We start from the raw sequence: 24,902 nt of genomic DNA, 5'->3' as shown, positions 1-24,902 counted from the left end.
CACAAATCATCTAGATCCACTGGAGATCGGCTCGCCGTCACGAGCCGAGGCGTCGCCGGGCGGGGGCGTGGGCGGGGTGGGCGGGGGCGCGGGCGGGTGAGTAGGGGGCGGTTGGCGGTCGAGTTGGCGCCAGGTGCCCGGTGAGAGCACCGGCCAGTGTCGCGCCGAGGTAGCACGCGCCGAAGACCAGCAGGGCCGGGGTGAGTCCGACGTGTTCCACCGCCCAACCGCCGAGCAGGCCGCCCAGCGGGATGCCCGCGAACCCGATCGCGTTGGACAGGCTGAGCACCCGGGCCTGCAGGTGCTCGGGCACCCGCTCGAACATGGTCGCGGCCAGGATCGGGTTGACCGCGGCCATCGCGAGCCCGGACCCGAAGGCCGCGACCAGCACCAGTGTCAGCTCGTCGGACAGCGCCATCACGGCCAGCCGGGGCGAGCCGCCGATCAGGAACCCGATGGTGAACACGGCATAGCGGGGCGCGCGCGGCGCGAGCGCGGTGAAGACCAGGTTGCCCAGCACCGCGCCGAGCCCGAACGCGCCGCTCACCCAGCCCAGCGCCGCCGGCGAGCCGAGCACCTCGTCGATCCAGACGGGCACGAACACCGCCCCGTTGGCCTGGTCGGCGAGGTTCGTCACGAACAGCATGGCCAGGATGCCCAGCATCAGCCGGTCGCCGCGCAGGTACGCCACACCGCCGCGCAGCGCGGTCAGGTACGGCTCCGGCGACGCGGCGGCGGTGTCCGCGGCGCGGGCGGGCACCAGCGCGGCCACCAGCACCGCGCACGCGACGAACGAGACGCCGTCGAGCAGCACCGTGCGCGGCGCGCCCAGCGTGGCGATCAGCACCCCGCCCAGGGCCGCGCCGAGCAGCCCGGCCAGCCGGTTCGCGCCGTCGTAGACGGTGGTGGCGCGGGTCGTGTCCACTCCGGACGCGGCGATCGTCGGGGGCAGGAGCACCCGCTTGGCGCAGTCGCCGAGTCCGCGCAGCGCCCCGGCGAGCACGAGCAGCACCAGCAGCACGCCGAACCCGCCGCGCTGCCCGAACGCCACCGCCGCCATCACCGCGGCGCTGGCAAGGTCGGCGACGATGGACACCCGGCGCGGCCCGATCCGGTCGACCAGCGGCGCGCCGAGCGGTCCGATCAGGACGTACGGCAGCAGTTCGGCCGCGGCGGCCAGGCCCATCCGGGACGGGCTGCCGGTGGTCTCCAGCACCAGCCACGGGATCGCCAGGAACGTCAGCACACTGCCGACTCGCGACACGGTGCCCGCGATCAGCAGGCCGACCAGGCCTTTCACGAGCCCTCCCCGGACGGAGCCGCCTCAGGGAAGGGCAGCACCTGGAACTGCACGTGGACCCGGGCGGTGCCCTCGGGCGCGGGGGAGTCGAGGTCGAAGCGCCGGTATCGCTCGAACACCGCGAACAGGTCGGCCTGCAGCTCCTTCGTCTCCTCGGGCGTGAGCTGCCCGGTCCAGTCGCTGATGGTGCCGACGCGCTGCCACTGCGGCGGGCGGGTGGCGTACTCGTCGAGGGCGCGGTCGACGCGGGCGGCGTACTGGGCAGCCACGGCGCGCAGGTAGGCCTCGAAGTCCCCGAACGACTCGGGTTCGACGTGGTCCACGGTGGTGCCCCGGTGCGCGGCCCGCCACCAGCGTTCGCGGTTGTTGCCTCGGGCCGGCTCGTCGATCACGAAGCCGTAGAGCGCGAGCTGCCGCAGGTGATAACTCGTGGCCGCGCTGGACTGCCCGAGCTGCGCGGCGAGCAGTGTGGCGGTGGACGGCCCTCGTTCCCGTAGCAGCCCGAGCAGGCGTACGCGCAGCGGATGGGCGAGCCCGCGCAACGTGCGCGGATCAAGAGTGATGCGATCAGCGGCCATAACCGCCAACATATCTTTGCAAAGATTCCTTGGCAATCCCGAGCCGGCACTCCCTCCCGCGATGATCATGAACTTATGGCCAGGGTCGACGGCGTGTCGCTGCCACAACTTCATGATCAATCGCTGCGGGGCGGCGGTGATCGCCGTTTCCGGCCAGAAACTGCGGTGCTGCCGCATGATCTGTCCGGAAACGGCGATCACCACCGCGCCCGTGGTCCGCGGTGGTCTGTGGCGCGCGCCAGCGCTGTCGATCTGGTCAGCACGGGTAATGCGAAAGGAAGGGCACCTTCACAACGCGGAGCGTTGTGAAGGTGCCCTTCCTTTCCTCAGTCGTGGGCGATGGCGGTGAGGACGTTGATGCGGGCGGCGCGGGTGGCGGGCAGGGCGGCGGCGAGGACGCCGAGGATCGCGCCCGCGGCCAGGTAGACGCCGATGGCGGGCCAGGGGATGGCCAGGGTGCTCAGGCCCTCGTCGGCCAGGCCCTGGACTACGGCCGCGCCGAGGCCGATGCCGACGGCGACGCCGAGGAGGACGCCGAACACGGTGATCACCACGGCCTCGACGGTTATCATGCGCATGGTCGCCGCCCGGCTGAGGCCGATGGCGCGCAGCAGGCCGAGTTCGCGGGTGCGTTCCAGGACCGACAGGGCCAGGGTGTTGATGACGCCGAGCACCGCGATGACGATGGCCAGGCCCAGCAGGATCTGGATCATCAGCAGCATCTGCGCGCCCTCGCCCAGTTCCCGGTCCAGGTACTGCTGCTCGTCCTCGACCAGCATCTCGGGGCTGTCGACGAGCAGCGCCTCCAGGCCCTGGCGGGCCGTGGTGGCGTCCGCGCCGTCGGTCAGCCGGACGTACGCGAACGACGGCTGCGGGAAGCGCATCCCCGGCACCAGGTCGGTGCCGAAGATGTAGCCGCCGTAGAACGGCGCCCGCTGGTAGACGCCGGTGATCCGGTACGACGTCGGCGAGCCCTTGGGCAGTTTGACGGTGACCGTGCTGCCGACGGTCAACCCGGCCTGGGCCGCGTTCTGGTCGTCGACGACCACCTCGCCCGGCCCGGGCTGGGCCAGCGAGCCCGCGACGGTGACCAGGGACAGGTCCCGCACGACGGCCGGCAGGTCGGTCACCGCCGACGCCCCGCTCGGCTCCTCGTTGATCAGTGCCTGGTCGTGGTACTCGGCGGTGACCGTGGCGATGCCGGGCACCGCCCGCATCCGGGGCAGCAGCGCCTCGTCGAACGTCGGCAGCATGCCCGGCGACTCCTGACCCGAGATGATCAGATCGGCCTGGAAACCCGTCTCGGCGTCGCCGCGCAGGCTGCGGTCGGCCGAGGTGATCGTGGTGTTCACGCCCGTGATCAGGGCGACGCCGACCATCAGCGCGGCCGCGGTGATGGCGGTGCGGCGCGGGTTGCGCCCGGAGTTGAGCCGGCCCAGCCGCCCCGGCACCGACCAGGAGAACAGCCGGCCGAGCACGGACACCACCGGGCGGGCCAGCACCGGGCTCAGCAGCGACACCCCGACGAAGGTGGCGAGCACCCCGCCGAGCAGCAGCCACATCACGGCGTCGCCGCTGGTGGCGAGTCCGAACGCGATCGAGCCCGCGCCGAGCGCGCCGATCACGGCGCCGCTGACCGTCAGCGTGGTCAGCGGGCGGTCCGGGGTGGCGACCTCCTGCAGGGCGGCGACCGGGGGCACCCGGGAGGCCCGCACGGCGGGCAGCAGCGCGGCGATCACGGTGACGCCGATGCCGACGGCGAACGCGCTGATCACCGCGGCGAGCGGCACGCCGATGGAGGCGAGCACGATGCTGCTGAAGTCGGCGGCGAGCTTCGCCAGCAGCGCGCCGACGCCGACGCCCGCGGCCAGGCCGAGCACCGAGGCGAGCAGCCCGATGGCCAGGGCCTCGACCATGACCGAGCCGATGACCTGGCGGCGGCTCGCGCCCAGCGCCCGGCTGAGCGCCAGTTCCTTCGTCCGCTGCGCCACGATGATCGAGAACGTGTTCAGGATGAGGAAGGTGCCGACGAACAGCGCCACCCCGGCGAAGCCGAGCAGGATGTTGTTGAACAGGTCCAGGACCGTCTTGAAGCCGCCCGCGATGGCCGCCGCGGCCTCCTGGCCGGTCTGCACCACGTAACCCTCGCCGAGCCGCGACTTGATCGCGTCGCGCAGGGCCGCCGAGTCGGTGCCGGGCGCGGCGGTCACGCTCAGGCTGGTGTACGCCCCCGGCGTGCCCAGCATCAGCTCCTGCGCCACCGGCTCGGTGAACCGGACCTCGTGCACCGGCCCGCGGCCGGGCAGCCCGCCCTCGTAGCCGAATACGCCGACCAGCGTGAACATCTTCTTGGGCTGAGTGGTGAGCACACCGACCCGGTCGCCGACCTTGAGCTTGCTCAGCTCGGCCAGCGTCACGTTGATCGCGATCTCGTCGGCGGCCGACGGGCCGCGCCCCTCACGCAGCTCCAGGCCGCCGGTCTCGCCGGTCCAGTTGGCGCCGAACCGCGGCGGGCCGAACGAGCCGACGACCTTGCCGTCGGCCCCGATCACGCGGGCGCCGTCGGCCTGCACCTCGCCGACGACCTGCGCGACGCCCGGCACGGCGGCCACCGCGTCGCGGTCGGCGGCGGCGAGCATGCCGGGCACCGGCTCGCCCTCCAGCTCCGACACGTCGATGGCCGGCCGGGCGGTGACCAGCACGTCGGTCTCGGCCATCGCCGAGGAGAACATGTTGTCGAACGAGCGGCCCAGCGCGTCGGTCAGCACGAACGAGCCGGACACGAACATCACGCCCAGCAGCACGGCCAGGCCCGACAGGATCAGGCGCAGCTTGCGGGCGAGCAGGCTCTTCAGGGTGGCGCGCAGCATCAGAGCTCGGTCTCCGGCTGCGCGGCGCGGTCCAGGCTCTTCAGCGTGTCGAGCACACGCTCCGGGGTGGGCCCGGTGAGTTCGGCGACGATCTGGCCGTCGGCGAGGAAGACGACCCGGTCGGCGTACGAGGCGGCGACGGCGTCGTGGGTGACCATGACGATGGTCTGGCCGTACTCGGTGACGCTGCGGCGCAGGAAGCCCAGCACCTCCGCGCCCGAGCGGCTGTCCAGGTTGCCGGTCGGCTCGTCGGCGAAGACGACGTCGGGCCGGGAGACGAGCGCGCGGGCGCAGGCGACGCGCTGCTGCTGGCCGCCGGAGAGCTGGTTGGGGCGGTGGCCGAGCCGGTCGCCCAGGCCCACGGTGTCGATGACGGTCCGGAACCAGTCCTGGTCCGGCTTGCGCCCGGCGATGGCCAGCGGGAGCAGGATGTTCTCCTGCGCGGTCAGCGTCGGCAGCAGGTTGAACTGCTGGAAGATGAAGCCGATCTTCTCGCGGCGCAGCCGGGTCAGCCCGGCGTCGGACAGGCCGGTGACCTCGGTGTCGCCGACGAACACCTGCCCGCGGCTGACCGAGTCGAGCCCGGCCAGGCAGTGCATGAGGGTCGACTTGCCGGAGCCGGACGGGCCCATGATGGCGGTGAACCGGCCGCGTTCGAGCTCGACGTCCACTCCGCGCAGGGCCACCACCTGGGCCTCGCCGGAGCCGTACACCTTCCACACCTGCGACGCGCGGGCGGCGGCGGTCTCCACGCGCTGGCGGATCAGGGGCGGGGCTGCTGTTGTCATGAGTTCTTCCCTCGGCCGGTCGACGAATGGACCGACCGGCCGCGTTGCCAAGGCGGGGCACGCGACCGGCCGGTGTACTCATCGTCAGCGGGGAAAGCGCCGCGGACCTCGGCCCGCGGGGTGAGCGTCCCCCCGCTTCCGCGCGCGGGGAAGGCCCCACGCCCGGGTCAGGGGCGACCCTGACCCGGGCGGGCGGCTACTCGTACGAGATGGCGTCCAGCACGTTGAGCCGGGCCGCCATCCGGGCCGGGATGACCGCGGCGAGCACCCCGGCCACGACCGCGGCCAGGAGGTACTGCGCCAGCTCCAGCCACGGGATCGCGATGACCGTCGCGAACTCCAGTGTCATCAGCGCCTTGGTGAAGGCGGCCCCGAGACCGACCCCGAGGGCCAACCCGAGGAACACCCCGAACACGGTGATCAGCACCGACTCGACGGTGATCATCCAGACCAGGCCGCCCCGGCTCAGCCCGACCGCGCGGACCAGCCCCAGCTCGCGGGTGCGCTCGACGATGCTGAGCACCAGCGTGTTCAGGATGCCCAGCAGCGCGATGACCAGCGCCACCAGCAGCAGGATCTGCACCGCGATCAGCAGGAAGTCGTAGCTGGCGGTGGCCTGGTCGACGTAGGACTGCCGGTCGCCGACCTGCACGCCAGGGTAGTCCTTCATGATCGTCTCGATCTTCTCGACGACCGGGGCCGCGTCGACGCCGTCGTTCAGCGACACGAAGCCCTGGAACGCCAGCGGCCCGGGGAAGTCCGCGACCGCGGGCTCGCCGACCAGGATGCCCTGGATGATCGGCGTGGCCTTGTACACCCCGACCACGGTGTAGTCGCGGGTCACCCCGCCGATCACCACCGGGGTCCGGTCGCCCGCCTTGAGCTTGAGCGTCTCGGCGATGTTGTCGTCGAGCACCAGCTCCTGCGCGGCCAGGGTGCGGATCTGGCCGTCTGTCGCGTCGAACGGGAACATCCGCGAGGCCTGGCCGACGTCGGTGGCGAAGATGCCGAACGCCTGCGGCTGCCCCGCCACGCTCACCCCCAGCGCGTCGAAGTGCCAGGCCGCCGCCTCCTTCACGCCGGGGATGGCGCGCACCTGCTCCAGCGCCTTCGGGTTGAAGCCCTGCCGGCCGTCCGGGGCAGCGGTCACGCTCGCCTGGATCATCACCTCCACGCCGATGTTCTCGCCCATGATGTCCGAAAGGCTCGTCTTGAAGGACTGGACGACGGTCGCGGTCATGCCGATCACGGTGACGCCGATGATGATCGCGGCGGCGGTGACGGCGGTGCGGCGCGGGTTGCGGGCCGCGTTGCGCACGCCGAGGTCACCGGCCGAGCCCCGGCCGACCAGGGCCCCCAGACCGCGCACGATCGGGCGGGCCAGCAGCGGCGACAGCAGCAGCGCCCCGATGAACACCAGCACCGCGCCGGCCAGCAGGATCAGGAACGCGGTGCCGCCCAGATCGGCGAACGCGCCCAGCAGCACCAGCCCGACTCCCGGCAGCGCGAAGGCCGCGCCGACGATGGACAGGGCCTTGAGCGACTTGTCCGGGCGCACCACGTCGCGCATCGCCGCGACCGGCGGCACCGACGAGGCGCGTACCGCGGGCACGAACGCGGCCACCAGCGTGACCACCACACCCAGCAGGTACGCCAGGATCACCGTGAGCGGCGCGACGACCAGCCCGGCGCTGGGCAGCTCCACCTCGCTGGTGATCGCCGCCTCGCCCGCCGCGGCAAGCCCGATGCCGGCCGCCAGGCCCACGGTCGCGCCGACGAGGCTGACCACCAGCGCCTCCAGCAGCACCGACCCGGCGACCTGACCCCACCCGGCGCCCAGCGCCCGCAGCAGCGCCAGCTCACGGGTGCGCTGCGCGACGATGATGTTGAAGGTGTTGAAGATCAGGAAGATGCCGACGATGCCCGCGACCACCGCGAACCCGATCAGGATGTACTTGAACACGTCGAACAGCACGCCGACCTGCGCCGACTGCTCCTCGCTGCTCTCCTGGCCGGTGAGCGCCTTGAACCCGGCGGGCAGTTTCTCCTCGATCCGCCGCTTCAGCTCGGTGTCGCCGACACCCTCCTCGGCCGCGAACGACGCGCCGCCGAACCGGCCGGTCTCGCCGTAGAACGTGCGCTGCGCGAACGCCTGCTGGAACATGACCACGACCTCGCCGGCGAGGCTGTCGCGGCCGCCGGAGTAGCCGGCCACGCCCACCACGGTGAACGAGCGCGGCTCGTTGAGCACCGGCAGGTACACCTTCAGTTGCTCGCCGCGCTTGACCTTGGCCAGTTCGGCGGTGTGCGCGGTGATCGCGATCTCGCCCTCGGCGGTGGGCCAGCGGCCCTCGCGCAGCTCGATCAGGCCCAGCGGGTCGTCGTTGCCGTCCACGCCGAAGCCGAGCGCGGCGTCGGCGCTGACCGGCTCGCCGTCAGTGGTCCGGAACGGGGTCACGCCCTGCGCGCTCACGTCCGGCGAGACGGCGCTCACGCCGTCGACCTCGGACAGGGTCCGCAACTGTGCCTCGGTCAGCCGGGCCGGGTCGACCGCCTGTGGGTCCTTCGGCTGCACCACCACCGACACGTTCTGGTTGATGGTGCTGAACAACGCGGTGAACCGCGCGTTCAGGGTGTCCGACAGCACCAGGCTGCCGGCCAGGAACGCCACCGACAGCACGATGGCGAAGACGGCCAGCGACAGGCGCAGTTTGCGCTGCAGCAGGCCGCGGAGGCTGGCTTTGATCATTCTGTGGCCCCCGTGGCCACGACGTCGAGGCGCTTGATCCGGTCGAGCACGGCGTCTGCGGTCGGCTCGGTCAGCTCGTCGACGATCTGCCCGTCGGCCAGGAAGATGACCCGGTCGGCGTAGCTCGCGGCGTTCGCGTCGTGGGTGACCATGACGATGGTCTGCCCGTGCTCGGTGACGCTGCGGCGCAGGAAGCTCAAGATCTCCGCGCCGGACCGGCTGTCCAGGTTGCCGGTCGGCTCGTCGGCGAAGATGACCTCCGGCTGCGCGACGAGCGCCCGCGCACAGGCGACCCGCTGCTGCTGGCCGCCGGAGAGCTGGTTGGGGCGGTGCCCGAGCCGGTCGCCCAGGCCGACGGTGTCGACGACGGTCTTGAACCACTGCGGGTCGGGCTTGCGTCCGGCGATGGCCAGTGGGAGCAGGATGTTCTCCTCGGCGGTCAACGTCGGCAGCAGGTTGAACTGCTGGAAGATGAAGCCCACCTTCTCCCGGCGCAGCCGGGTCAGGCCCGCGTCGCCCAGCCCGTTCAGCGCGGTGTCGCCGATGGCGAGCTGCCCGCGGGTGGCCGAGTCCAGGCCCGCCATGCAGTGCATCAGGGTGGACTTGCCACTGCCGGACGGGCCCATGATGGCCGTGAACCGGCCGCGTTCGAGCTCCACGTCGACGCCGCGCAGGGCGATCACCTGCGCCTCGCCCGAGCCGTACACCTTCCAGAGGTCTGTCGCGCGGGCAGCGGCGCCGGCGCCCGCGACGGGCCTGTCGGTTACCGGAGAAGTCATGCCCCACAGGCTGTCAGCGCCTGACCACCCCGCCCTCAGACCTGCGAACGGTCTTCCGGGCGGCGGGCTCCTCCTCAGGTAGTAGAGCCGGGTCGTACCAGCCCGGTCTCGTACGCCAGCACCACCGCCTGCACCCGGTCCCGTAGCCCCAGTTTGGTCAGCATGTGCCCGACGTGCGTCTTGACCGTGGTCTCGCTCACCGTCAGCGCCCGCGCGATCTCGGCATTGGACAGTCCGCGGGCCACGTGCACCAGCACCTCGCGCTCGCGTTCGGTCAGCGTGCTCAGCGAGTGCGGCACGGTCGCGTCCGGGTCGGGCAGCAGCCCGGCGAAGCGGTCCAGCAGGCGGCGCAGGATGCGCGGCGCCACCACGGCCTCGCCCGCGGCGACCGTGCGGATCGCGGCGACCAGCTCGTCGGCGGGCACGTCCTTGGCCAGGAAGCCGCTGGCCCCGGCGCGCAGCGCGCCGACCACGTAGTCGTCCAGGTCGAACGTGGTCAGGATGAGCACGTGCACGGGCAGCTTCGCCGCGGTGATGTCGCGGGTCGCGGCCACCCCGTCGCGGCGCGGCATGCGCACGTCCATCAGCACCACGTCGGGCAGCAGCCGCCGGGCCAGGTCCACGGCCTCCGCGCCGTCGGCGGCCTCGCCGACGATGTCCAGATCGGGCTCGGCGCCCAGCACCATGCGAAACCCGCTGCGCAGCAGCGGCTGGTCGTCGGCGAGCAGCACCCGGATCGGCTTCACCGCGAAACCACCGTCACCCTGCGACCTCCGCTTCCGTCTCCGGGGCCGGCGCGCCCGCCGTCCCCGCCTGTTCCAGGGGGATCCGCGCGTGCACCCGGAACCCGCCGCCCGGACGGGGACCGGTGCGCAGGGTGCCGCCGTACACCGCGACGCGCTCGCGCATGCCGAGCAGGCCGTGGCCGGTGACCGCGCCGCCGGTGATCCCGTCTGCGGAGAGGGTACGCGCGTACGGCCCCCGCCCGGTGTCGAACACCTCGATGCTCAGCAGCCTGCCGTCGACGGCCAGGCGCACCTCGGCGCGGGCCGGTCCGGCGTGCTTGAGCGCGTTGGTCAGCGCCTCCTGCGCGATCCGGTACACCGTCAGCGCCACACCCGGGTCGACCTCGCCCAGCTCGCCGTCCACCCGCAGCGACGTGGACAGCCCCGCCTCGCACACCTGCTCCACCAGGGCCCGCAGCGCGGACAGCCCCGGCTGCGGGCTGCGGTCGAAGTCGTCGTCGCGGGCGCTCTCCGAGCGCAGCACGAACAGCAGCCGGCGCAGCTCGCGCAGGGTGGTGCGGCTGGTCTGCTCGATGGTGGCCAGGGCCTCGTCGGCGGCGGCCGGGTCGCGGTGCAGCATGCGCCGCGCGCCGGTGGACATCACGCCGATGACGCTGACGTGGTGGGCGACCACGTCGTGCAGCTCCCGGGCGATGCGCCGGCGCTCCTCCGCGACGGCCTGCTCGGCGTGGGCCTGTCGGCTGCTCTCGGCGGCCAGGGCCCGTTCGGCCAGCGCCGTCGACGCCTCCCGGCGAGCCCGAACGGTGCGTCCGATCAAGAAGGTGATCACCATCACCACGAGATTGACGACCATGCCCGCCGACATGGAGATCATCTCCGCGCCGGTGGCGTCGACGATCACGTCGTTGCGATACGCCCACACCCACATCAGGTCGTTGACCAGCCACAGCACGAGCGTGGCCAGCACGGCCCGCCACCACCGCTCGTACGCGGCCGCCGTGTACGCCAGCACCCACAGCGCGACGCCCTGCCCGCCCATCAGGGACTCCGGCCACAGCAGGCCGATCGCGGTGAACGCCGCCGTCGCGGCGACGCCCAGCCACAGGTGGGTGCGCCGCAGCACCACCGGCAGCAGCGTCACCGCGCACCACAGCCAGGTGGCCGCGCCGGTCCGCATGCCCCAGCCCGGCTCGGCGTACGCCAGGCTGACCTGCACCACGAACAGCCCGGCGGCCAGCGCGGTGTCCGCGCGCAGCGGCGTCCACCAGGCGGGCTTCCACCAGCTCAGGCGCTGGGTCAGGGGTGTGAGGGGCACGCGGGCAGGCTACCCGGTCGGCTCACCCCTCGGGCTGGGCCGCGGCCAGCCGGGCCTGCCTGCTGTCCACCGTCTGCGCCGTCACCTGCTGCGGGAACGGCGGCAAGGCACCCCCGAACTCCGGGCAGCGCTGCTGGTGGCTGCACCACGCGCACAGCTTGCTCGGCTTGGGCCGGAAGTCCTGCGCGGCCGTCGCCGTCTCGATCGCCTTCCACAGCGCGAACAGCGTCTTCTCGAACCGGGTCAGCTCCTCGGCGTCCGGGGTGTAGTCGCACACCTCGGCGTCCTTGAGGTAGAGCAGCCGCAGCACCCGCGGCACCACGCCCCGGGTGCGCCACAGCACCAGCGCGTAGAACTTCAGCTGGAACAGCGCCCGCGCCTCGAACGCCTCCCGCGGCGCGCCGCCGGTCTTGTAGTCCACCACCCGGATCGCGCCGTCGGGCGACACGTCGAGCCGGTCGATGTAGCCGCGGATCAGCAGCTGCTGCTCGCCCTGCGCGCCCAGCACCGCCTCGATCAGCTGCTCGCGTTCGGCCGGCTCCAGCCGCCGCGGGTCCTCCACGGCGAAGTAGCCGCCGAGCAGGTCGGTGGCCGAGGACAGGAACTCCTCGCGGCTCATCGCCTCCTCCGTGTCGAACAGCGTGGCCAGCTCGGGCTGCTCGGCGACCAGCCGCTCCCACTGGGGCGTGACCATCTCGTCGGCGACCGCGCGAGTGCGCTCCGCGGCGGGGGAGTCGAACAGCTTCTCCAGCACCGCGTGCACCAGCGTGCCGCGCACCTGCTCCGGGGTCGGCTGCTCGGGGATGCGGTCGATGCTGCGGAAACGGTAGAGCAGGGGACAGGTCTTGAAGTCGGCCGCCCGCGACGGCGACAGCGAGGGGAGGGGGACACTTGCCTGCTCGGTCATGACCCACAGGTTAGGCGAGCGGTACGACGGGGCCCCGCACGCCGCCACGACATAGCATGGTCACGATGGAGACGACGTCGTGAGCGATTCGACACCAAAGTCCGCTTCGCAGGGCGAGCGGAAATCCGGCTTCCAGGTCGGCCGCATCCTCGGGTTTCCGCTGCGTCTGAGCGCCTCGTGGGTGGTCATGTCGCTGCTGATCACCTGGTGGTACGGCGACCGCCTCGGCGACACCCTCCACCTCGACGGCGCGGCGCGCTACCTGGCCGGGCTCGGCTTCGTCGCGTGCCTGCTGCTGTCGGTGTTGTTACACGAACTCGGCCACGCGCTCACCGCCCGCCACTACGGCATCGGCGTGAAGGGCATCACGCTGGACCTGCTCGGCGGCTACACCGAGTTCGACCACGACTCGCCGCGCCCCGGCGTCGAACTGGCCACCGCGCTGGCCGGCCCCGGCGTGTCCGCGCTGCTCGGCATCGGCTCGGTGATCGCCACGGTGCTGCTGCCCAACGGCACCATCGTCGACCAGATCGCCTTCCAGCTCGCCCTGTGCAACATCATCGTGGCGATCTACAACGCGCTGCCCGGCTGGCCGCTGGACGGCGGCCGGGCGCTGCGCGCCGTCGTCTGGGGCATCAAGGGCGACAAGGACGCGGGCCTGCTGTTCGCGGGCTGGTCGGGCCGGGTCGTCGCGGTGGCGACCGCGCTGATCTCGCTGTGGCTGTACTACACCGGCTGGTACCAGCTCGTCGGGGTGGTGTTCGGCCTGTTCGTCGCGTTCAGCATCTGGCAGGGCGCGGCCGGCGCGGTGATGACCGCGCGGGTGCGCTCGCGTTACCCGCTGGTCGACCCGGTGCGCCTGGCCCGGCCGCTGTTCACGGTGCCGACCGGCACCTCGCTGGCCGAGGCGACCCGGCGCGCGGCCGAGGCCGGGCAGACGGCCTCGGTGCTGGGCGTGGCCGACCCGGACGGGCGGCTCATCGCCCTGGTGGTGCCCGAGGCGGCCGCGGCCGTGCCGGAGCAGCGCCGGCCCTGGGTGACCGTGGAGACGCTGGCCCGTGGCATCGACGCGGTGGCCACCATCCCGTCGGCCGCCCGCGGCGCTGACGTGATCAAGCTCCTCCGGGGGGACCCGGCCACTCCTTACCTCGTGGTGGACGGGGAGAATGTAGTGGGCGTGCTCACCGTCATGGACGTGGTGCAGGTGCTCGACCCCGCGGCGCTCAAGGCCGCAAGCTGACTGAGACAGGAACCTGACCGATCATGACCGAACCGACGCCACGTGCGCCGCGCGGCAACTTCGTCGCCGGCGACCGGGTGCAGCTCACCGACCCGAAGAACCGGATGCACACCATCGTGCTGGAGCCCGGCAAGGCGTTCCACACCCACCGCGGCATCCTCGCCCACGACGACCTGATCGGCCTGCCCGACGGCAGCGTGGTGCACTCCTCGGGCAACACCGCCTACCTGGCGCTGCGCCCGCTGCTGGCCGACTACGTGCTGTCCATGCCGCGCGGCGCGCAGGTGATCTACCCCAAGGACGCGGCGCAGATCGTGGCCATGGGCGACATCTTCCCCGGGGCGAAGGTGCTGGAGGCGGGCGTCGGCTCGGGCGCGCTGAGCTGCTCGCTGCTGCGGGCCGTGGGGCCCGAGGGGCAGCTGTGGTCGTACGAGCTGCGTGACGACTTCGCCGCGGTGGCCCGCAAGAACGTGCAGAACTGGTTCGGCTGCACCTGGGCCGCCGACGGCAAGCCCGCCGACCCGGCGCAGCCGTCCTGGCACCTGCACGTCGGCGACGTCGCCGACAACACCGAGACCGGCTTCGACCGGATCATCCTGGACATGCTGACCCCGTGGGAGGCCCTCGACATGGTCGAGCGCGCCCTGCTGCCCGGTGGCGTGTTCATCGGCTACGTGGCCACCACGCCGCAGCTGTCCGAGCTGGTGGAGGCGCTGCGCGAGCGCGGCTTCACCGAGCCGCTGGCCTGGGAGTCGCTGGTGCGCGACTGGCACGCCGACGGCCTGGCCGTGCGCCCGGACCACCGCATGATCGCGCACACCGCGTTCCTGGTGCGCGCCCGCAAGCTGGCCCCGGGCGTCACCGCGCCGCCGCGCCGCCGCAAGCCGAGCAAGGGCCGCGAGGCGTACGACCTGCGTAAGAAGGCCGCCGCACCCGCCGAGACGCCCGACGCCGGAGCCGTCGCCGACGAGGTCTGGGAGTAGGAGAGACACCCGTGAACGTGCCCCCGGCCGTGTTCCCCGACTGGTCGCCGTACCCGGACCTGGACAGCGCCGCCCGGGCCTACCTGCGTGATCCGGAGGTCGCGCTGGACGCCCTGGAGGGCGTCCTGCGCGGCACCCAGGTGCTCGGGTTCACGCTGGAGCGTTTCGTCAACGAGTTCAACGGCGTGTGGCAGGAGGTCGTCGTCTGCGACGGCTCCCGCCTGCTGCTGTGGCACGGCGAGGACACCGCCCCCGGGGACGGCCCCGCGGGTTCGATGGTCTCGTCGCTGCGGGTGGTGCCGCTGTCGGTGATCACCGAGGTGGGCTGCCGCCGCCGGCTCAGCCGCACCGCCGGCAACCACCTGCGCGTCGACAGCGTCGACGTCTACCTGCTGCTCAGCTCGCTGGACGAGTCCAGCAACGGCCACCCGCTCGACGACCCGCAGCACGTGGTGCGCCAGGACGCGCTCCGCTTCGGAAAAACGCTCGAAGACGGCGGATCCGGACAGATCGCCCGGCTTGAGGAGTTCGCCCAGCTGGTCGCCTCCCTGGCCGGCCGCCCGATGCTCTGACCGCAGGCCGCAAAGATCGCTGTTTCGGGTCAGGAGGTGCGGTCAGACCGCATGTTTCGACCCGAAACGGCGATCAAGGCCCCGGCGGGGCCCCGAGTGTCCGGATGGTGGGACGCGGGGAAGGTCAGCGCAGCGCGGCGCGTTCTTCCTCGGACAGGGGTTCGGAGTCGTGGGTGCGCTGGATGTGGATGCACTCACCCGGGCACTCCTGGGCGGCATCGATGACCTCCAGGCGCAGGTGCGCCGGGATCTCGACGGTCGCACCCGGGGCCATCAGCAGTTCCCCGTCGTCGCCCTTGACATACGCGAGGCCGTCGACGTCGAACTCGAACACCTCGGGGGCGTACTGCACGCACAGGCCGTCGCCCGTGCAGAGGTCCTGATCCACTCGCACCCTCAGCTCACTCACGTGTCCGACCCTAGCGCCCCGCTCCACACGGATCCGGGGGAGGTCGGCCGACAGGGCAGATTCTCGATCCAGTTCCGGGTACGGGGGTGTCGGGAGGGTTCAACTGAGGCGATCAGCCGCTAGTGTTAGGAGCACCCTAAACGTCGGCCCGAACGAGGTGGGACCGACGGGAGGACACCCCCGGGGAGGTGGGACGTGGCAAAGAGCGACGACGCGGATGCGCGCGCCGCGCGGTGGGAGAAGGAAGCCAACGATCTCTCCACTCAGGTCGCGTTCCTGCAAGAGGAGCTCGCCCTGTTGCGGCGCAAGTTGAGCGAGAGCCCGCGGCACGTGAGGCAGCTGGAGGAGCGGCTTGCCGCTACCCAGGCGCAGCTGTCGCGGCTCACGGAGAACAACGAGCGGTTGGTGGCCACGCTCAAGGAGGCGCGCGCCCAGATCGTGACGCTCAAGGAGGAGATCGACCGGCTGGCGCAACCGCCCAGCGGGTACGGTGTCTTCCTCGCGCGGCACGAGGACGGCACGGTGGACGTCTTCACGGGCGGGCGCAAGCTGAGGGTGGCAGTGTCGCCGTCGCTTGACGTCGACGCGCTGCAGCGGGGGCAGGAGGTGCTGCTCAACGACGCCCTCAACATCGTCGACGCGCTCGGTTTCGAGCGGGCCGGCGAGGTGGTCACCCTCAAGGAGATCCTCGACGGCGGCGACCGCGCACTGGTGGTCTCGCACGCCGACGAGGAGCGGATCGTGTTCCTCGCGGAGGGGCTGATCGGCGGACTGCTCCGGTCCGGCGACTCCCTCATGATCGAGCCCCGGTCCGCGTACGCCTACGAGCGCATCCCCAAGAGCGAGGTCGAGGACCTCGTCCTGGAGGAGGTGCCCGACGTCGACTACCACGACATCGGCGGCCTGGTGTCCCAGATCGAGCAGATCCGCGACGCGGTGGAGCTGCCGTTCCTGCACGCGGACCTGTTCCGCGAGCACCAGCTGCGCCCGCCGAAGGGCGTGCTGCTCTACGGTCCTCCCGGCTGCGGCAAGACGCTGATCGCCAAGGCGGTCGCGAACTCGCTGGCCAAGAAGATCGCCGAGCGGCGCGGCGAGGAGAAGAAGACCAGCTACTTCCTCAACATCAAGGGTCCGGAGCTGCTCAACAAGTACGTCGGCGAGACCGAGCGGCACATCCGGCTGATCTTCCAGCGGGCCCGGGAGAAGGCCTCGGAAGGCACCCCGGTGATCGTGTTCTTCGACGAGATGGACTCGATCTTCCGTACCCGCGGCTCCGGTGTCTCCTCCGACGTGGAGAACACCATCGTTCCCCAGCTGCTCAGCGAGATCGACGGTGTCGAGGGCCTGGAGAACGTCATCATCATCGGCGCCTCGAACCGCGAGGACATGATCGACCCGGCGATCCTGCGCCCGGGCCGGCTCGACGTCAAAATCAAGATCGAGCGTCCGGACGCCGAAGCGGCCAAGGACATCTTCAGCAAGTACATCCTGACCGGCCTGCCGTTGTCCCCGGACGACCTGGCCGAGCACGGTGGCAACGCCGACGCGTGCGTGCACGCGATGATCAATTCGGTGGTGCTGCGGATGTACTCGGAGACCGAGGAGAACCGCTTCCTGGAGGTCACCTACGCCAACGGTGACAAGGAGGTCCTGTACTTCAAGGACTTCAACTCCGGTGCCATGATCCAGAACATCGTGGACCGCGGCAAGAAGATGGCGATCAAGGAGTTCCTGTCCTCCGGCAAGAAGGGCCTGCGCCTGCAGCACCTGCTGGACGCCTGCCTGGACGAGTTCCGCGAGAACGAGGACCTGCCGAACACCACCAACCCCGACGACTGGGCACGAATCTCCGGCAAGAAGGGCGAGCGGATCGTTTACATCCGCACCCTGGTCTCCGGAGGCAAGGGCACCGAGTCGGGCCGGTCCATCGAGACCGCCAGCAACACCGGCCAGTACCTGTAAACAGGCACTACGAGACGGCGCCCGTCCCGCCAGGGGGCGGGCGCCGTTGGCGTCAGCGTGCCCCGACGGCGGCCTGCTCGGCCGTCTCCGCCGAGTCGTAGCCCACGATGTACGTCGGGCGGCCCTTGACCTCTACGAACACCCGGCCCAGGTACTCGCCCAGCAGGCCCAGGCACAGCAGCTGCACCCCGCCCAGGAACAGGATCGCCGTGAACAGCGACGTCCAGCCGCTGACGGTCGCGCCGACCACGAACCGCGCCAGGCTGTAGCAGCCGAGCACGAAGCACAGCAGGAAACTCGCCAGCCCCGACCAGGTCGCCAGGCGCAGCGGCGCGGCCGAGAAGTCCGTCACGCTGTCGACCGCCAGCCGGACCATCTTGCTCAGCGGATACTTCGTGCTGCCCGCCGCCCGCACCTCCCGCCGGTAGGCCACCTCGCCGCTCGGGAAACCCAGCCACGGCACCAGCAGCCGGTACACCGGCTGGCGCTCCGGCATCGCCCGCAGCGCCTCCACCGCGGCCCGGCTCAGCAGCCGGAAGTCGCCCGCGTTGTGCGGCACCTTCTTGCCGACCAGCCGGCGCATCAGCCGGTAGTAGACCTGCGCCGTGTGCCGCTTGAAGGGCGTGTCGGCGGTCCGGTCGTCGCGCACGCCGTACACGATGTCCAGCGACTCGGCCCGCGCCAGCGCCAGCATCTCCAGGATCTTCTCCGGCGGGTCCTGCAGGTCCGCGTCGATGCTCGCCACGTACTCACCCCTGGCCCGGTGCAGCCCCGCCGTCAGCGCCGCCTGGTGGCCGCTGTTGCGCCGCAGCCGGACCACCCGCAGCTGCGCCCACTCCCGGCAGGCCAGCAGCAGCATCGGCGCGGTCGCGTCCGCGCTGCCGTCGTCGACCGCCACCACCTCGTAGTCGAGCCCCGCGCCGTCCAGCAGCGGCCGCAGCCGCCCGATGAGCAGGGGCAGCACCTCCTGCTCGTTGTACATGGGGATCACGACGGACAGTGCGGGCGTGGTCATCTCGCGGGATCCTTCATCGAGCAGTGCCAGGTCCAGAACGGGGATGGTATCCCCGTCCGCCGGTCCGCGCCCGGACGGCACCGGCTGACGGGTGTACGAAAGGCGCTGAACCTCCCAGGCTGGCCCGAACACGGATGCTCTCCTCGTCTCACCGGTGACGGTGTGAGAGGCTTCATTCCATGAGCGTGCGGCGGATCATGGGTACCGAGGTCGAGTACGGGATCTCCGTGCCGGGACAGCCCGGGGCCAACCCGATGGTGACCTCCTCCCAGGTCGTGAACGCCTACGGGGCCCGCCCGGAGCTGGCCCGCGGCGGACGCGCCCGCTGGGACTACGAGGAGGAGTCACCGCTGCGCGACGCGCGGGGCTTCAGCTACACCGGCGCGGCGTACGACCCGGCGGAGGCGCTCGCCGACGAGGACCTCGGCCTGGCCAACGTCATCCTGACCAACGGCGCCCGGCTCTACGTCGACCACGCCCACCCGGAGTACTCCACCCCCGAGGTGACCAACCCGCTGGACGTGGTGCGCTGGGACAAGGCCGGTGAGCAGGTCATGGCCGAGGGCGCGCGGCGCGCCGCGACCATCCCGGGCAGCCACCCGATCCACCTCTACAAGAACAACACCGACAACAAGGGCGCCTCGTACGGCGCGCACGAGAACTACCTCATGCGTCGGCAGACCCCGTTCGCGGACATCGTCACGTACCTCACCCCGTTCTTCGTGACGCGGCAGATCTTCTGCGGCGCCGGACGGGTCGGCATCGGCCAGGACGGCAGCCAGGCCGGCTTCCAGATCACCCAGCGCGCCGACTTCTTCGAGGTCGAGGTGGGCCTGGAGACCACGCTGAAGCGGCCCATCATCAACACCCGCGACGAGCCGCACGCCGACGCGGACAAGTACCGCCGCCTGCACGTGATCATCGGTGACGCGAACCTGTCCGAGATCTCGACCTACCTGAAGGTCGGCACGACCGCGCTGATCCTCACCATGATCGAGGAGAAGGCGCTCACCACCGACCTCGGCATCGCCGACCCCGTCGCCGAGCTGCGCGCGGTCAGCCACGACCCGACCCTCAAGCACACCATGCGGCTGCGCGACGGCCGCCGGCTCACCGCGCTCGACCTGCAGTGGGCGTTCTACGAGCGGGCCCACGCCTTCGTCGAGTCGCGCACCGGCGCCGACACCGACTCCCAGACCCGCGACGTGCTCGACCGCTGGGAGAGCGTGCTGACCCGGCTCGGCGACGACCCGATGCAGCTCGCCGACGAGCTCGACTGGGTGGCCAAGCTGCGCCTGCTGGAGGGCTACCGCGAGCGGGAGAACCTGGGCTGGGCGTCGTCCAAGCTCCAGCTGGTCGACCTGCAGTACAGCGACGTGCGCCCGGAGAAGGGCCTCTACCACCGCCTGGTCGCCCGGGGCGCGATGAAGACGCTGCTCGACCCGGAGTCGACCCGCGCCGCGATGACCGACCCGCCGGACGACACGCGGGCTTACTTCCGCGGCCGGTGCCTGGGCAAGTACGCGTCCGAAGTGGTCGCCGCGAGCTGGGACTCGGTCATCTTCGACGTGGGCCGGGAGGCCCTGGTCAGGGTGCCGATGATGGAGCCGGAGCGCGGCACGAAGAAACACGTCGGCGCGCTGTTCGACCGTTGCCCCAGCGCAAAGGATCTTCTGGAAGTGATCACCGCGGGGTGATCGCTTTCGTAGGTCCCGCGCGCTACGTTTAAGGCCCACAGGCGACGTCAGGGAGGCGCAGATGGCCACGCAGGACGGTGGACAGTCACAGTCGGGCCGCTCGAAGGGCGAGCAGGAGGCCGAGTCGGTCGCGCCCGAGGTGAACCCCGAGGTTGCCGAGCGCGTCGAGAAGATCGGCGAGGACGTCGACGACATCCTCGACGAGATCGACGCCGTCCTCGAGGAGAACGCCGAGGAGTTCATTAGGGGGTACGTCCAGAAAGGCGGCCAATGATCCTGATTTGTCCGATTTTCCAGGACAAACGGATCAGCCTTTCTCGGCGTGGCCGGGACCGCTCCGCACCCGGGGCGGCAGACATCGTGGAACGAGTGGACGAGCGGCCTCCGGGCCGCTCGGGCGTTCCCGGGCTCGCCGACCGATGGTCGGTCGGTGTCGCGACAGCGCGGCACACCGGGGTCCGAGCACGTTGACCATGACCATGAATTCGGTAACGTACGTGGCATCCTGTGTTTCAACTGCAACGGCGGTCTTGGACAGTTCAAAGACAACGAGCAGTCACTTGCCAGGGCGATCGAGTATCTGAAGGAGACAGCGTGTCAGCGGGTCTTGGTTCACCCGGGCGTCTACCAGCTAGTTTCACCACGCCGGGAACGTCGTCTTTCACGGACTTCCTGACGCAGGTCGCGCCGGAGCTGCTGCCCGGCCGCCGCCCCCTGCCCGCCGGCATGAACGCCGACCTGGCCCCGCACGCCACCACCATCGTCGCGATCAGCACCGACGAGGGTGTGGTGATGGCCGGTGACCGCCGCGCGACCATGGGCAACCTCATCGCGAGCCGCGACATCGAGAAGGTGCACCCCGCCGACCCGTATTCGCTCATCGGCATCGCGGGCACGGCCGGCGTCGGCATCGAGCTGATGCGGCTGTTCCAGGTGGAGCTGCAGCACTACGAGAAGATCGAGGGCGCGATGCTCTCGCTCGACGGCAAGGCCAACCGCCTGGCCACGATGATCCGGCAGAACCTCGGCGCGGCCATGCAGGGCCTGGCTGTGATCCCGCTGTTCGCCGGGTTCGACCTCGACGCGAAGACGCCCGGCAAGGTGGGGCGCATCTTCAGCTTCGACATCGCCGGCGGCCTGTACGAGGAGCACGGCGGCTACGACGCGATCGGCTCGGGTTCGCTGTTCGCGAAGTCGTCGCTGAAGAAGCGCTACAAGCGCGGCCTCAGCATCGCCGAGGCTGCGCAGCTGGCCGTGGAGGCCCTCTACGACGCGGCCGACGACGACACCGCCACCGGTGGCCCGGACGTCATCCGCAAGATCTTCCCTGTGGTGATGACCGCGACCGCCGAGGGCACGCAGCGCCTGACCGACGAGGAGACCGCGGCCCTGGCCGAGCTCGTCATCGCGGCCCGGGCGCAGCAGCCGGGCGCCTGATCCCATCCGCTCTCCCGAAACGCCATAAGGAGAAGACACGCCGTGGCCATGCAGTTCTACGCCTCGCCCGAGCAGATCATGCGGGACCGCTCGGAGTACGCCCGCAAGGGCATCGCCCGCGGTCGCAGCGTGGTCGTGCTGACGTACGCCGGTGGTGTGCTGTTCGTGGCGGAGAACCTCTCCACCACGCTGCACAAGGTGAGCGAGATCTACGACAAGATCGGGTTCGCGGCCGTGGGCCGCTACAACGAGTTCGAGAACCTCCGCAACGCCGGTGTGCGCATGGCCGACCTGCGGGGCTACTCCTATGACCGCCGCGACGTCACCGGGCGGGCGCTGGCCAGCGCGTACGCGCAGACCCTGGGCTCGATCTTCAGCGAGCAGGGCAAGCCGTACGAGGTGGAGATCTGCGTCGCCGAGGTGGGGTCCGCGCCGGAGCACGACGAACTGTACCGGCTGACCTATGACGGTTCGGTGCAGGACGAGCCGGGCTTCATGGCGATGGGCGGGCAGGCCGAGGCGATCGGCAACATCCTGCGTGCCGAGCACAGCGAGTCGCACACCCTGGGTGAGGCGCTGAAGCTGGCGGTCAAGGCGCTGAGCAGCGTCGGGGGCGAGGGCGGCGCAGCGCGTACGCTGGCTCCCGAGCAGTTGGAGGTCGCGGTGCTGGAGCGGGCCCGGCCGGGCCGCAAGTTCCGGCGCGTGATCGGCGCCGCGCTGGCCGCACTGGTGAACCCGGCGAAGGCGGAGCCTGCCAAGGCCGCGACGCCCAAGGCAGACGCCCCGAAGCCGGCCCCCGAAACCGACACACCCGCAGCGGAGTAACCCGCCCCGCCCCGCCCCGTTTTGAATAGACGTTGGCCTATCTCATCGAAAATCCGCGGCTCGGATTCGATGGGATAGGCCAACGTTTATGAAGCGCGGGGCGGCGTGGCGCGGGGGCCGGGCGTGGCGGCTGGTGGTCCGGCGCAGACCGGTCAGTGGTGGCGGGTGGTCAGGGGTTGCCACCAAGCGCGGTTGGCGCGGTACCAGGCGACGGTGGCGGCCAGCCCCTCGGTGAGCGGGACCGACGGCCGGTAGCCTAGTTCCTGGGCGCTCTTCGTGCTGTCCAGGGCGTAGCGGTGGTCGTGGCCGGGGCGGTCGGCGACGTGGTGGACCAGATCCGGGCCGCGGTCGGTGAGCTTCAGCAGCAGGGCGGTGAGGTCGCTGTTGGCGAGTTCGTCGTGCCCGCCGAGGTGGTAGACCTCGCCGGCGCGGCCGTGGCGCAGGGCCAGCTCGACGCCCGCGCAGTGGTCGTCGACGTGCAGCCACTCGCGGCGGTGCGAGCCGTCGCCGTAGAGCGGCACGGGCAGCCCGTCGAGCAGGTTCGTGGTGAACAGCGGGATGATCTTTTCGGGGTACTGGTAGGGCCCGTAGGTGTTGCTCGAACGGGTGACCACGACGTCGAGGCCGTGGGTGGTGTACGCGGCGAGCGCGAGCAGGTCGGAGCCTGCCTTCGACGCGGCGTAGGGCGAGCGCGGGGCGAGCGGCTGGTGTTCGGTCCAGCTGCCGGTGTCGGTGGAGCCGTAGACCTCGTCGGTGGAGACGTGCACGAAGCGGCCGGTGCGGTGGCGTACGGCGGCGTCGAGCAGGATCTGGGTGCCGAGCATGTTGGTGCGCACGAACTCGGCCGCGGCGGCGATGGAGCGGTCGACGTGTGATTCGGCGGCGAAGTGGACCACCGCGTCGTGTCCGGCGACGAGGCCGTCGACCAGGTGCGGGTCGCAGATGTCGCCTTCGATGAAGGTGAGTCGGGGGTCGGCGGCGACGGGGGCGAGGTTGTCGCGGTTGCCGGCGTAGGTGAGCCGGTCGAGCACGGTGATCCGGTCGGCGGGGCGGCCCGGTGCGGCGAGCCGGGTGCGCACGTAGTGGGAGCCGATGAAGCCCGCGCCGCCGGTGACCAGAAGTTTCATGACAACGGAAGTTTAGGTCACGTTCCGTGGCGCGCCGTGCGCGACCTGCGGTTGCGGGGGCGGTCGGGGATCCGTCGCGATTACACCGGCGGCGTCAGGTCGTACGAGAGTGACCTTGGGCGTTTGGGCGGCTAGTGTCTGTGTATGGACCGACGAATCTTCGGACTGGAGACCGAGTACGGCGTCACCTGCACCTATCGGGGCCAGCGGCGGCTGTCTCCCGACGAGGTGGCGCGCTACCTCTTCCGCCGGGTCGTCTCATGGGGACGGTCCAGCAATGTCTTCCTGCGCAACGGCGCACGCCTCTACCTCGACGTCGGTTCCCACCCCGAGTACGCGACCCCCGAGTGTGATTCGGTGGTCGATCTGGTGGCGCACGACCGGGCGGGCGAGCGGATCCTGGAGGGTCTGCTCGTCGACGCCGAGAAGCGGCTGCACGACGAGGGTATCGCGGGGGAGATCTACCTCTTCAAGAACAACACCGACTCGGCGGGCAACTCGTACGGCTGCCACGAGAACTACCTGGTGTCGCGGCACGGGGAGTTCGGCCGGCTGGCGGACGTGCTGATCCCGTTCCTGGTGACGCGGCAGCTGATCTGCGGGGCGGGCAAGGTGCTGCAGACGCCGCGGGGCGCGGTCTACTGCCTGTCGCAGCGGGCCGAGCACATCTGGGAGGGCGTGTCGTCGGCGACGACGCGGTCCCGGCCGATCATCAACACCCGCGACGAGCCGCACGCCGACGCCGAGCGCTACCGGCGGCTGCACGTGATCGTCGGCGACTCGAACATGAACGAGGTCACCACGCTGCTGAAGGTGGGCAGCGCGGATCTGGTCCTCCGGATGATCGAGACGGGGGTGGCGATGCCGGACCTGGCGCTGGAGAACCCGATCCGGGCGATCCGGGAGGTGTCGCACGACATCACCGGGCGGCGCAAGGTGCGGCTGGCCAGCGGCAAGGAGGCCAGCGCGCTGGAGATCCAGCGGATCTACCACGAGAAGGCGACGGAGTTCGTGGCGCGCCGCTCGGGTGATCCGTCGGCGCAGCGGGTGATCGAGCTGTGGGGCCGGGTCCTCGACGCGGTGGAGTCGGGCAACCTCGGCGACGTGGGCCGGGAGATCGACTGGGTGACCAAGCTGCGGGTGATCGAGGCGTACCAGCGCAAGCATGATCTGCCGCTGTCGAGCCCGCGGGTGGCGCAGATGGATCTGGCGTACCACGACCTGCGCCGCGGCCGGGGGCTGTATCCGCTGCTGGAGAAGCGGGGCAAGGTCGACCGGGTGGTGACCGACCTGCGCACGTTCGAGGCGAAGGAGACACCGCCGCAGACGACCAGGGCGCGGCTGCGGGGCGAGTTCATCCGGCACGCCCAGGAGAAGCGCCGCGACTTCACGGTCGACTGGGTGCACCTGAAGCTGAACGACCAGGCCCAGCGCACGGTCCTGTGCAAGGACCCGTTCCGGGCGCACGACGAGCGCGTGGAACGCCTCATCGCCAGCATGTGAGTGACAGAAGGGGCGCTTTGCCATCGCGGAACGGAGGCCCGCCGAGCCACACGGGGCCCCCCGGGGCGCGCGCCCCCGCCCGCTCGATGCTCAGCCGCAC

At 71.1% G+C, this 24,902-nt stretch carries 22 protein-coding genes; 10 read left to right on the top strand and 12 right to left on the bottom strand.

Annotated features, from left to right (window positions below; all coding sequences use genetic code 11):
* Positions 1-37: 37 nt before the first annotated feature.
* The 9 genes from AB0B66_RS41945 to AB0B66_RS41905 form a co-directional block, all read right to left on the bottom strand.
* Positions 38-1,300 (bottom strand): MFS transporter, encoded by a 1,263-nt coding sequence (locus tag AB0B66_RS41945; RefSeq protein ID WP_360540916.1) that lies wholly within the window; start codon positions 1,298-1,300, stop codon positions 38-40.
* Entirely contained in the window at positions 1,297-1,878 is a 582-nt protein-coding gene (locus AB0B66_RS41940; protein ID WP_360540914.1) for a helix-turn-helix domain-containing protein, read from the bottom strand. The genes AB0B66_RS41945 and AB0B66_RS41940 overlap by 4 nt, the downstream gene beginning before the upstream one ends.
* Positions 1,879-2,204: 326 nt before the next feature.
* Positions 2,205-4,748, bottom strand: a complete 2,544-nt coding sequence (locus AB0B66_RS41935) for an FtsX-like permease family protein (RefSeq protein WP_360540912.1) — start codon at positions 4,746-4,748, stop codon at positions 2,205-2,207.
* Positions 4,748-5,536 (bottom strand): ABC transporter ATP-binding protein, encoded by a 789-nt coding sequence (locus AB0B66_RS41930; protein ID WP_360540910.1) that lies wholly within the window; start codon positions 5,534-5,536, stop codon positions 4,748-4,750. The genes AB0B66_RS41935 and AB0B66_RS41930 overlap by 1 nt, the downstream gene beginning before the upstream one ends.
* A gap of 196 nt (positions 5,537-5,732) precedes the next feature.
* Positions 5,733-8,285, bottom strand: a complete 2,553-nt coding sequence (locus tag AB0B66_RS41925; RefSeq protein ID WP_360540908.1) for an FtsX-like permease family protein — start codon at positions 8,283-8,285, stop codon at positions 5,733-5,735.
* Positions 8,282-9,064 carry an ABC transporter ATP-binding protein gene (locus AB0B66_RS41920; RefSeq protein ID WP_360540906.1) on the bottom strand — a complete coding sequence of 261 codons (783 nt, stop codon included), beginning with the start codon at positions 9,062-9,064 and terminating at the stop codon, positions 8,282-8,284. Before AB0B66_RS41920 ends, AB0B66_RS41925 begins: the two co-directional genes overlap by 4 nt.
* Before the next feature lie 74 nt (positions 9,065-9,138).
* Positions 9,139-9,810 carry a response regulator transcription factor gene (locus AB0B66_RS41915; protein WP_275412091.1) on the bottom strand — a complete coding sequence of 224 codons (672 nt, stop codon included), beginning with the start codon at positions 9,808-9,810 and terminating at the stop codon, positions 9,139-9,141.
* A 13-nt stretch (positions 9,811-9,823) separates the two neighbouring features.
* Complete coding sequence (locus tag AB0B66_RS41910; RefSeq protein ID WP_360540904.1) at positions 9,824-11,125, bottom strand: sensor histidine kinase; 1,302 nt, start codon at positions 11,123-11,125, stop codon at positions 9,824-9,826.
* A 22-nt stretch (positions 11,126-11,147) separates the two neighbouring features.
* Positions 11,148-12,032 carry a PD-(D/E)XK nuclease family protein gene (locus AB0B66_RS41905; protein ID WP_360540902.1) on the bottom strand — a complete coding sequence of 295 codons (885 nt, stop codon included), beginning with the start codon at positions 12,030-12,032 and terminating at the stop codon, positions 11,148-11,150.
* 79 nt (positions 12,033-12,111) lie between these two features.
* Here AB0B66_RS41905 and AB0B66_RS41900 point away from each other — a divergent pair, with 79 nt between their 5' ends.
* Genes AB0B66_RS41900 through AB0B66_RS41890 form a run of 3 tightly spaced genes read left to right on the top strand, consistent with a single transcriptional unit; the run spans position 12,112 to position 14,827 of the window.
* The gene (locus AB0B66_RS41900) at positions 12,112-13,272 is read left to right on the top strand and encodes a M50 family metallopeptidase (protein WP_360540900.1); all 1,161 of its coding nucleotides are present in this window, start codon (positions 12,112-12,114) and stop codon (positions 13,270-13,272) included.
* A gap of 23 nt (positions 13,273-13,295) precedes the next feature.
* On the top strand, positions 13,296-14,255 hold the full coding sequence (locus AB0B66_RS41895) for a tRNA (adenine-N1)-methyltransferase (protein ID WP_360540898.1): 960 nt from the start codon (positions 13,296-13,298) through the stop codon (positions 14,253-14,255).
* 17 nt (positions 14,256-14,272) lie between these two features.
* Positions 14,273-14,827, top strand: coding sequence for a hypothetical protein (locus AB0B66_RS41890; protein ID WP_360540938.1), 555 nt, complete (start codon positions 14,273-14,275; stop codon positions 14,825-14,827).
* A 124-nt stretch (positions 14,828-14,951) separates the two neighbouring features.
* Here the strand turns inward: AB0B66_RS41890 and AB0B66_RS41885 are convergent, their stop codons facing one another.
* Complete coding sequence (locus tag AB0B66_RS41885; protein ID WP_360540896.1) at positions 14,952-15,236, bottom strand: ferredoxin; 285 nt, start codon at positions 15,234-15,236, stop codon at positions 14,952-14,954.
* A 195-nt stretch (positions 15,237-15,431) separates the two neighbouring features.
* On the opposite strand from AB0B66_RS41885, the gene arc reads away from it, so the two are divergent.
* Positions 15,432-17,198, top strand: coding sequence for a proteasome ATPase (arc, locus tag AB0B66_RS41880; protein WP_360540894.1), 1,767 nt, complete (start codon positions 15,432-15,434; stop codon positions 17,196-17,198).
* Positions 17,199-17,250: 52 nt separating this feature from the next.
* On the opposite strand, the gene AB0B66_RS41875 is transcribed toward arc, so the two are convergent.
* A complete protein-coding gene (locus AB0B66_RS41875; protein WP_360540892.1) occupies positions 17,251-18,213 on the bottom strand; it encodes a glycosyltransferase family 2 protein in 963 nt (320 codons plus the stop codon).
* Between the two features lie 179 nt (positions 18,214-18,392).
* On the opposite strand from AB0B66_RS41875, the gene dop reads away from it, so the two are divergent.
* The 5 genes from dop to prcA all read left to right on the top strand — a co-directional run bounded on the left by dop (position 18,393) and on the right by prcA (position 22,172).
* Positions 18,393-19,910: a depupylase/deamidase Dop gene (gene dop / locus AB0B66_RS41870; RefSeq protein ID WP_360540890.1), complete on the top strand. Its 1,518-nt coding sequence runs from the start codon at positions 18,393-18,395 to the stop codon at positions 19,908-19,910.
* A 61-nt stretch (positions 19,911-19,971) separates the two neighbouring features.
* Positions 19,972-20,184: a ubiquitin-like protein Pup gene (locus tag AB0B66_RS41865; RefSeq protein WP_191842968.1), complete on the top strand. Its 213-nt coding sequence runs from the start codon at positions 19,972-19,974 to the stop codon at positions 20,182-20,184.
* Positions 20,185-20,232: 48 nt separating this feature from the next.
* Complete coding sequence (locus AB0B66_RS41860) at positions 20,233-20,586, top strand: endonuclease domain-containing protein (protein ID WP_360540888.1); 354 nt, start codon at positions 20,233-20,235, stop codon at positions 20,584-20,586.
* Positions 20,505-21,347: a proteasome subunit beta gene (gene prcB, locus AB0B66_RS41855; RefSeq protein WP_360540886.1), complete on the top strand. Its 843-nt coding sequence runs from the start codon at positions 20,505-20,507 to the stop codon at positions 21,345-21,347. Before AB0B66_RS41860 ends, prcB begins: the two co-directional genes overlap by 82 nt.
* A gap of 42 nt (positions 21,348-21,389) precedes the next feature.
* Positions 21,390-22,172: a proteasome subunit alpha gene (gene prcA, locus AB0B66_RS41850; RefSeq protein WP_360540884.1), complete on the top strand. Its 783-nt coding sequence runs from the start codon at positions 21,390-21,392 to the stop codon at positions 22,170-22,172.
* Positions 22,173-22,324: 152 nt separating this feature from the next.
* On the opposite strand, the gene rfbB is transcribed toward prcA, so the two are convergent.
* Complete coding sequence (gene rfbB, locus AB0B66_RS41845) at positions 22,325-23,299, bottom strand: dTDP-glucose 4,6-dehydratase (protein ID WP_360540882.1); 975 nt, start codon at positions 23,297-23,299, stop codon at positions 22,325-22,327.
* 144 nt (positions 23,300-23,443) lie between these two features.
* Between rfbB and pafA the strand changes: the two genes are divergently transcribed.
* Positions 23,444-24,802, top strand: coding sequence for a Pup--protein ligase (gene pafA, locus AB0B66_RS41840; protein WP_360540880.1), 1,359 nt, complete (start codon positions 23,444-23,446; stop codon positions 24,800-24,802).
* The last annotated feature ends 100 nt before the right edge of the window (positions 24,803-24,902 follow it).

The organism is Catellatospora sp. NPDC049111 (assembly GCF_040648615.1).
GTDB lineage: Bacteria > Actinomycetota > Actinomycetes > Mycobacteriales > Micromonosporaceae > Catellatospora > Catellatospora aurea.
This window is presented reverse-complemented; position numbering and strand designations above follow the sequence as displayed.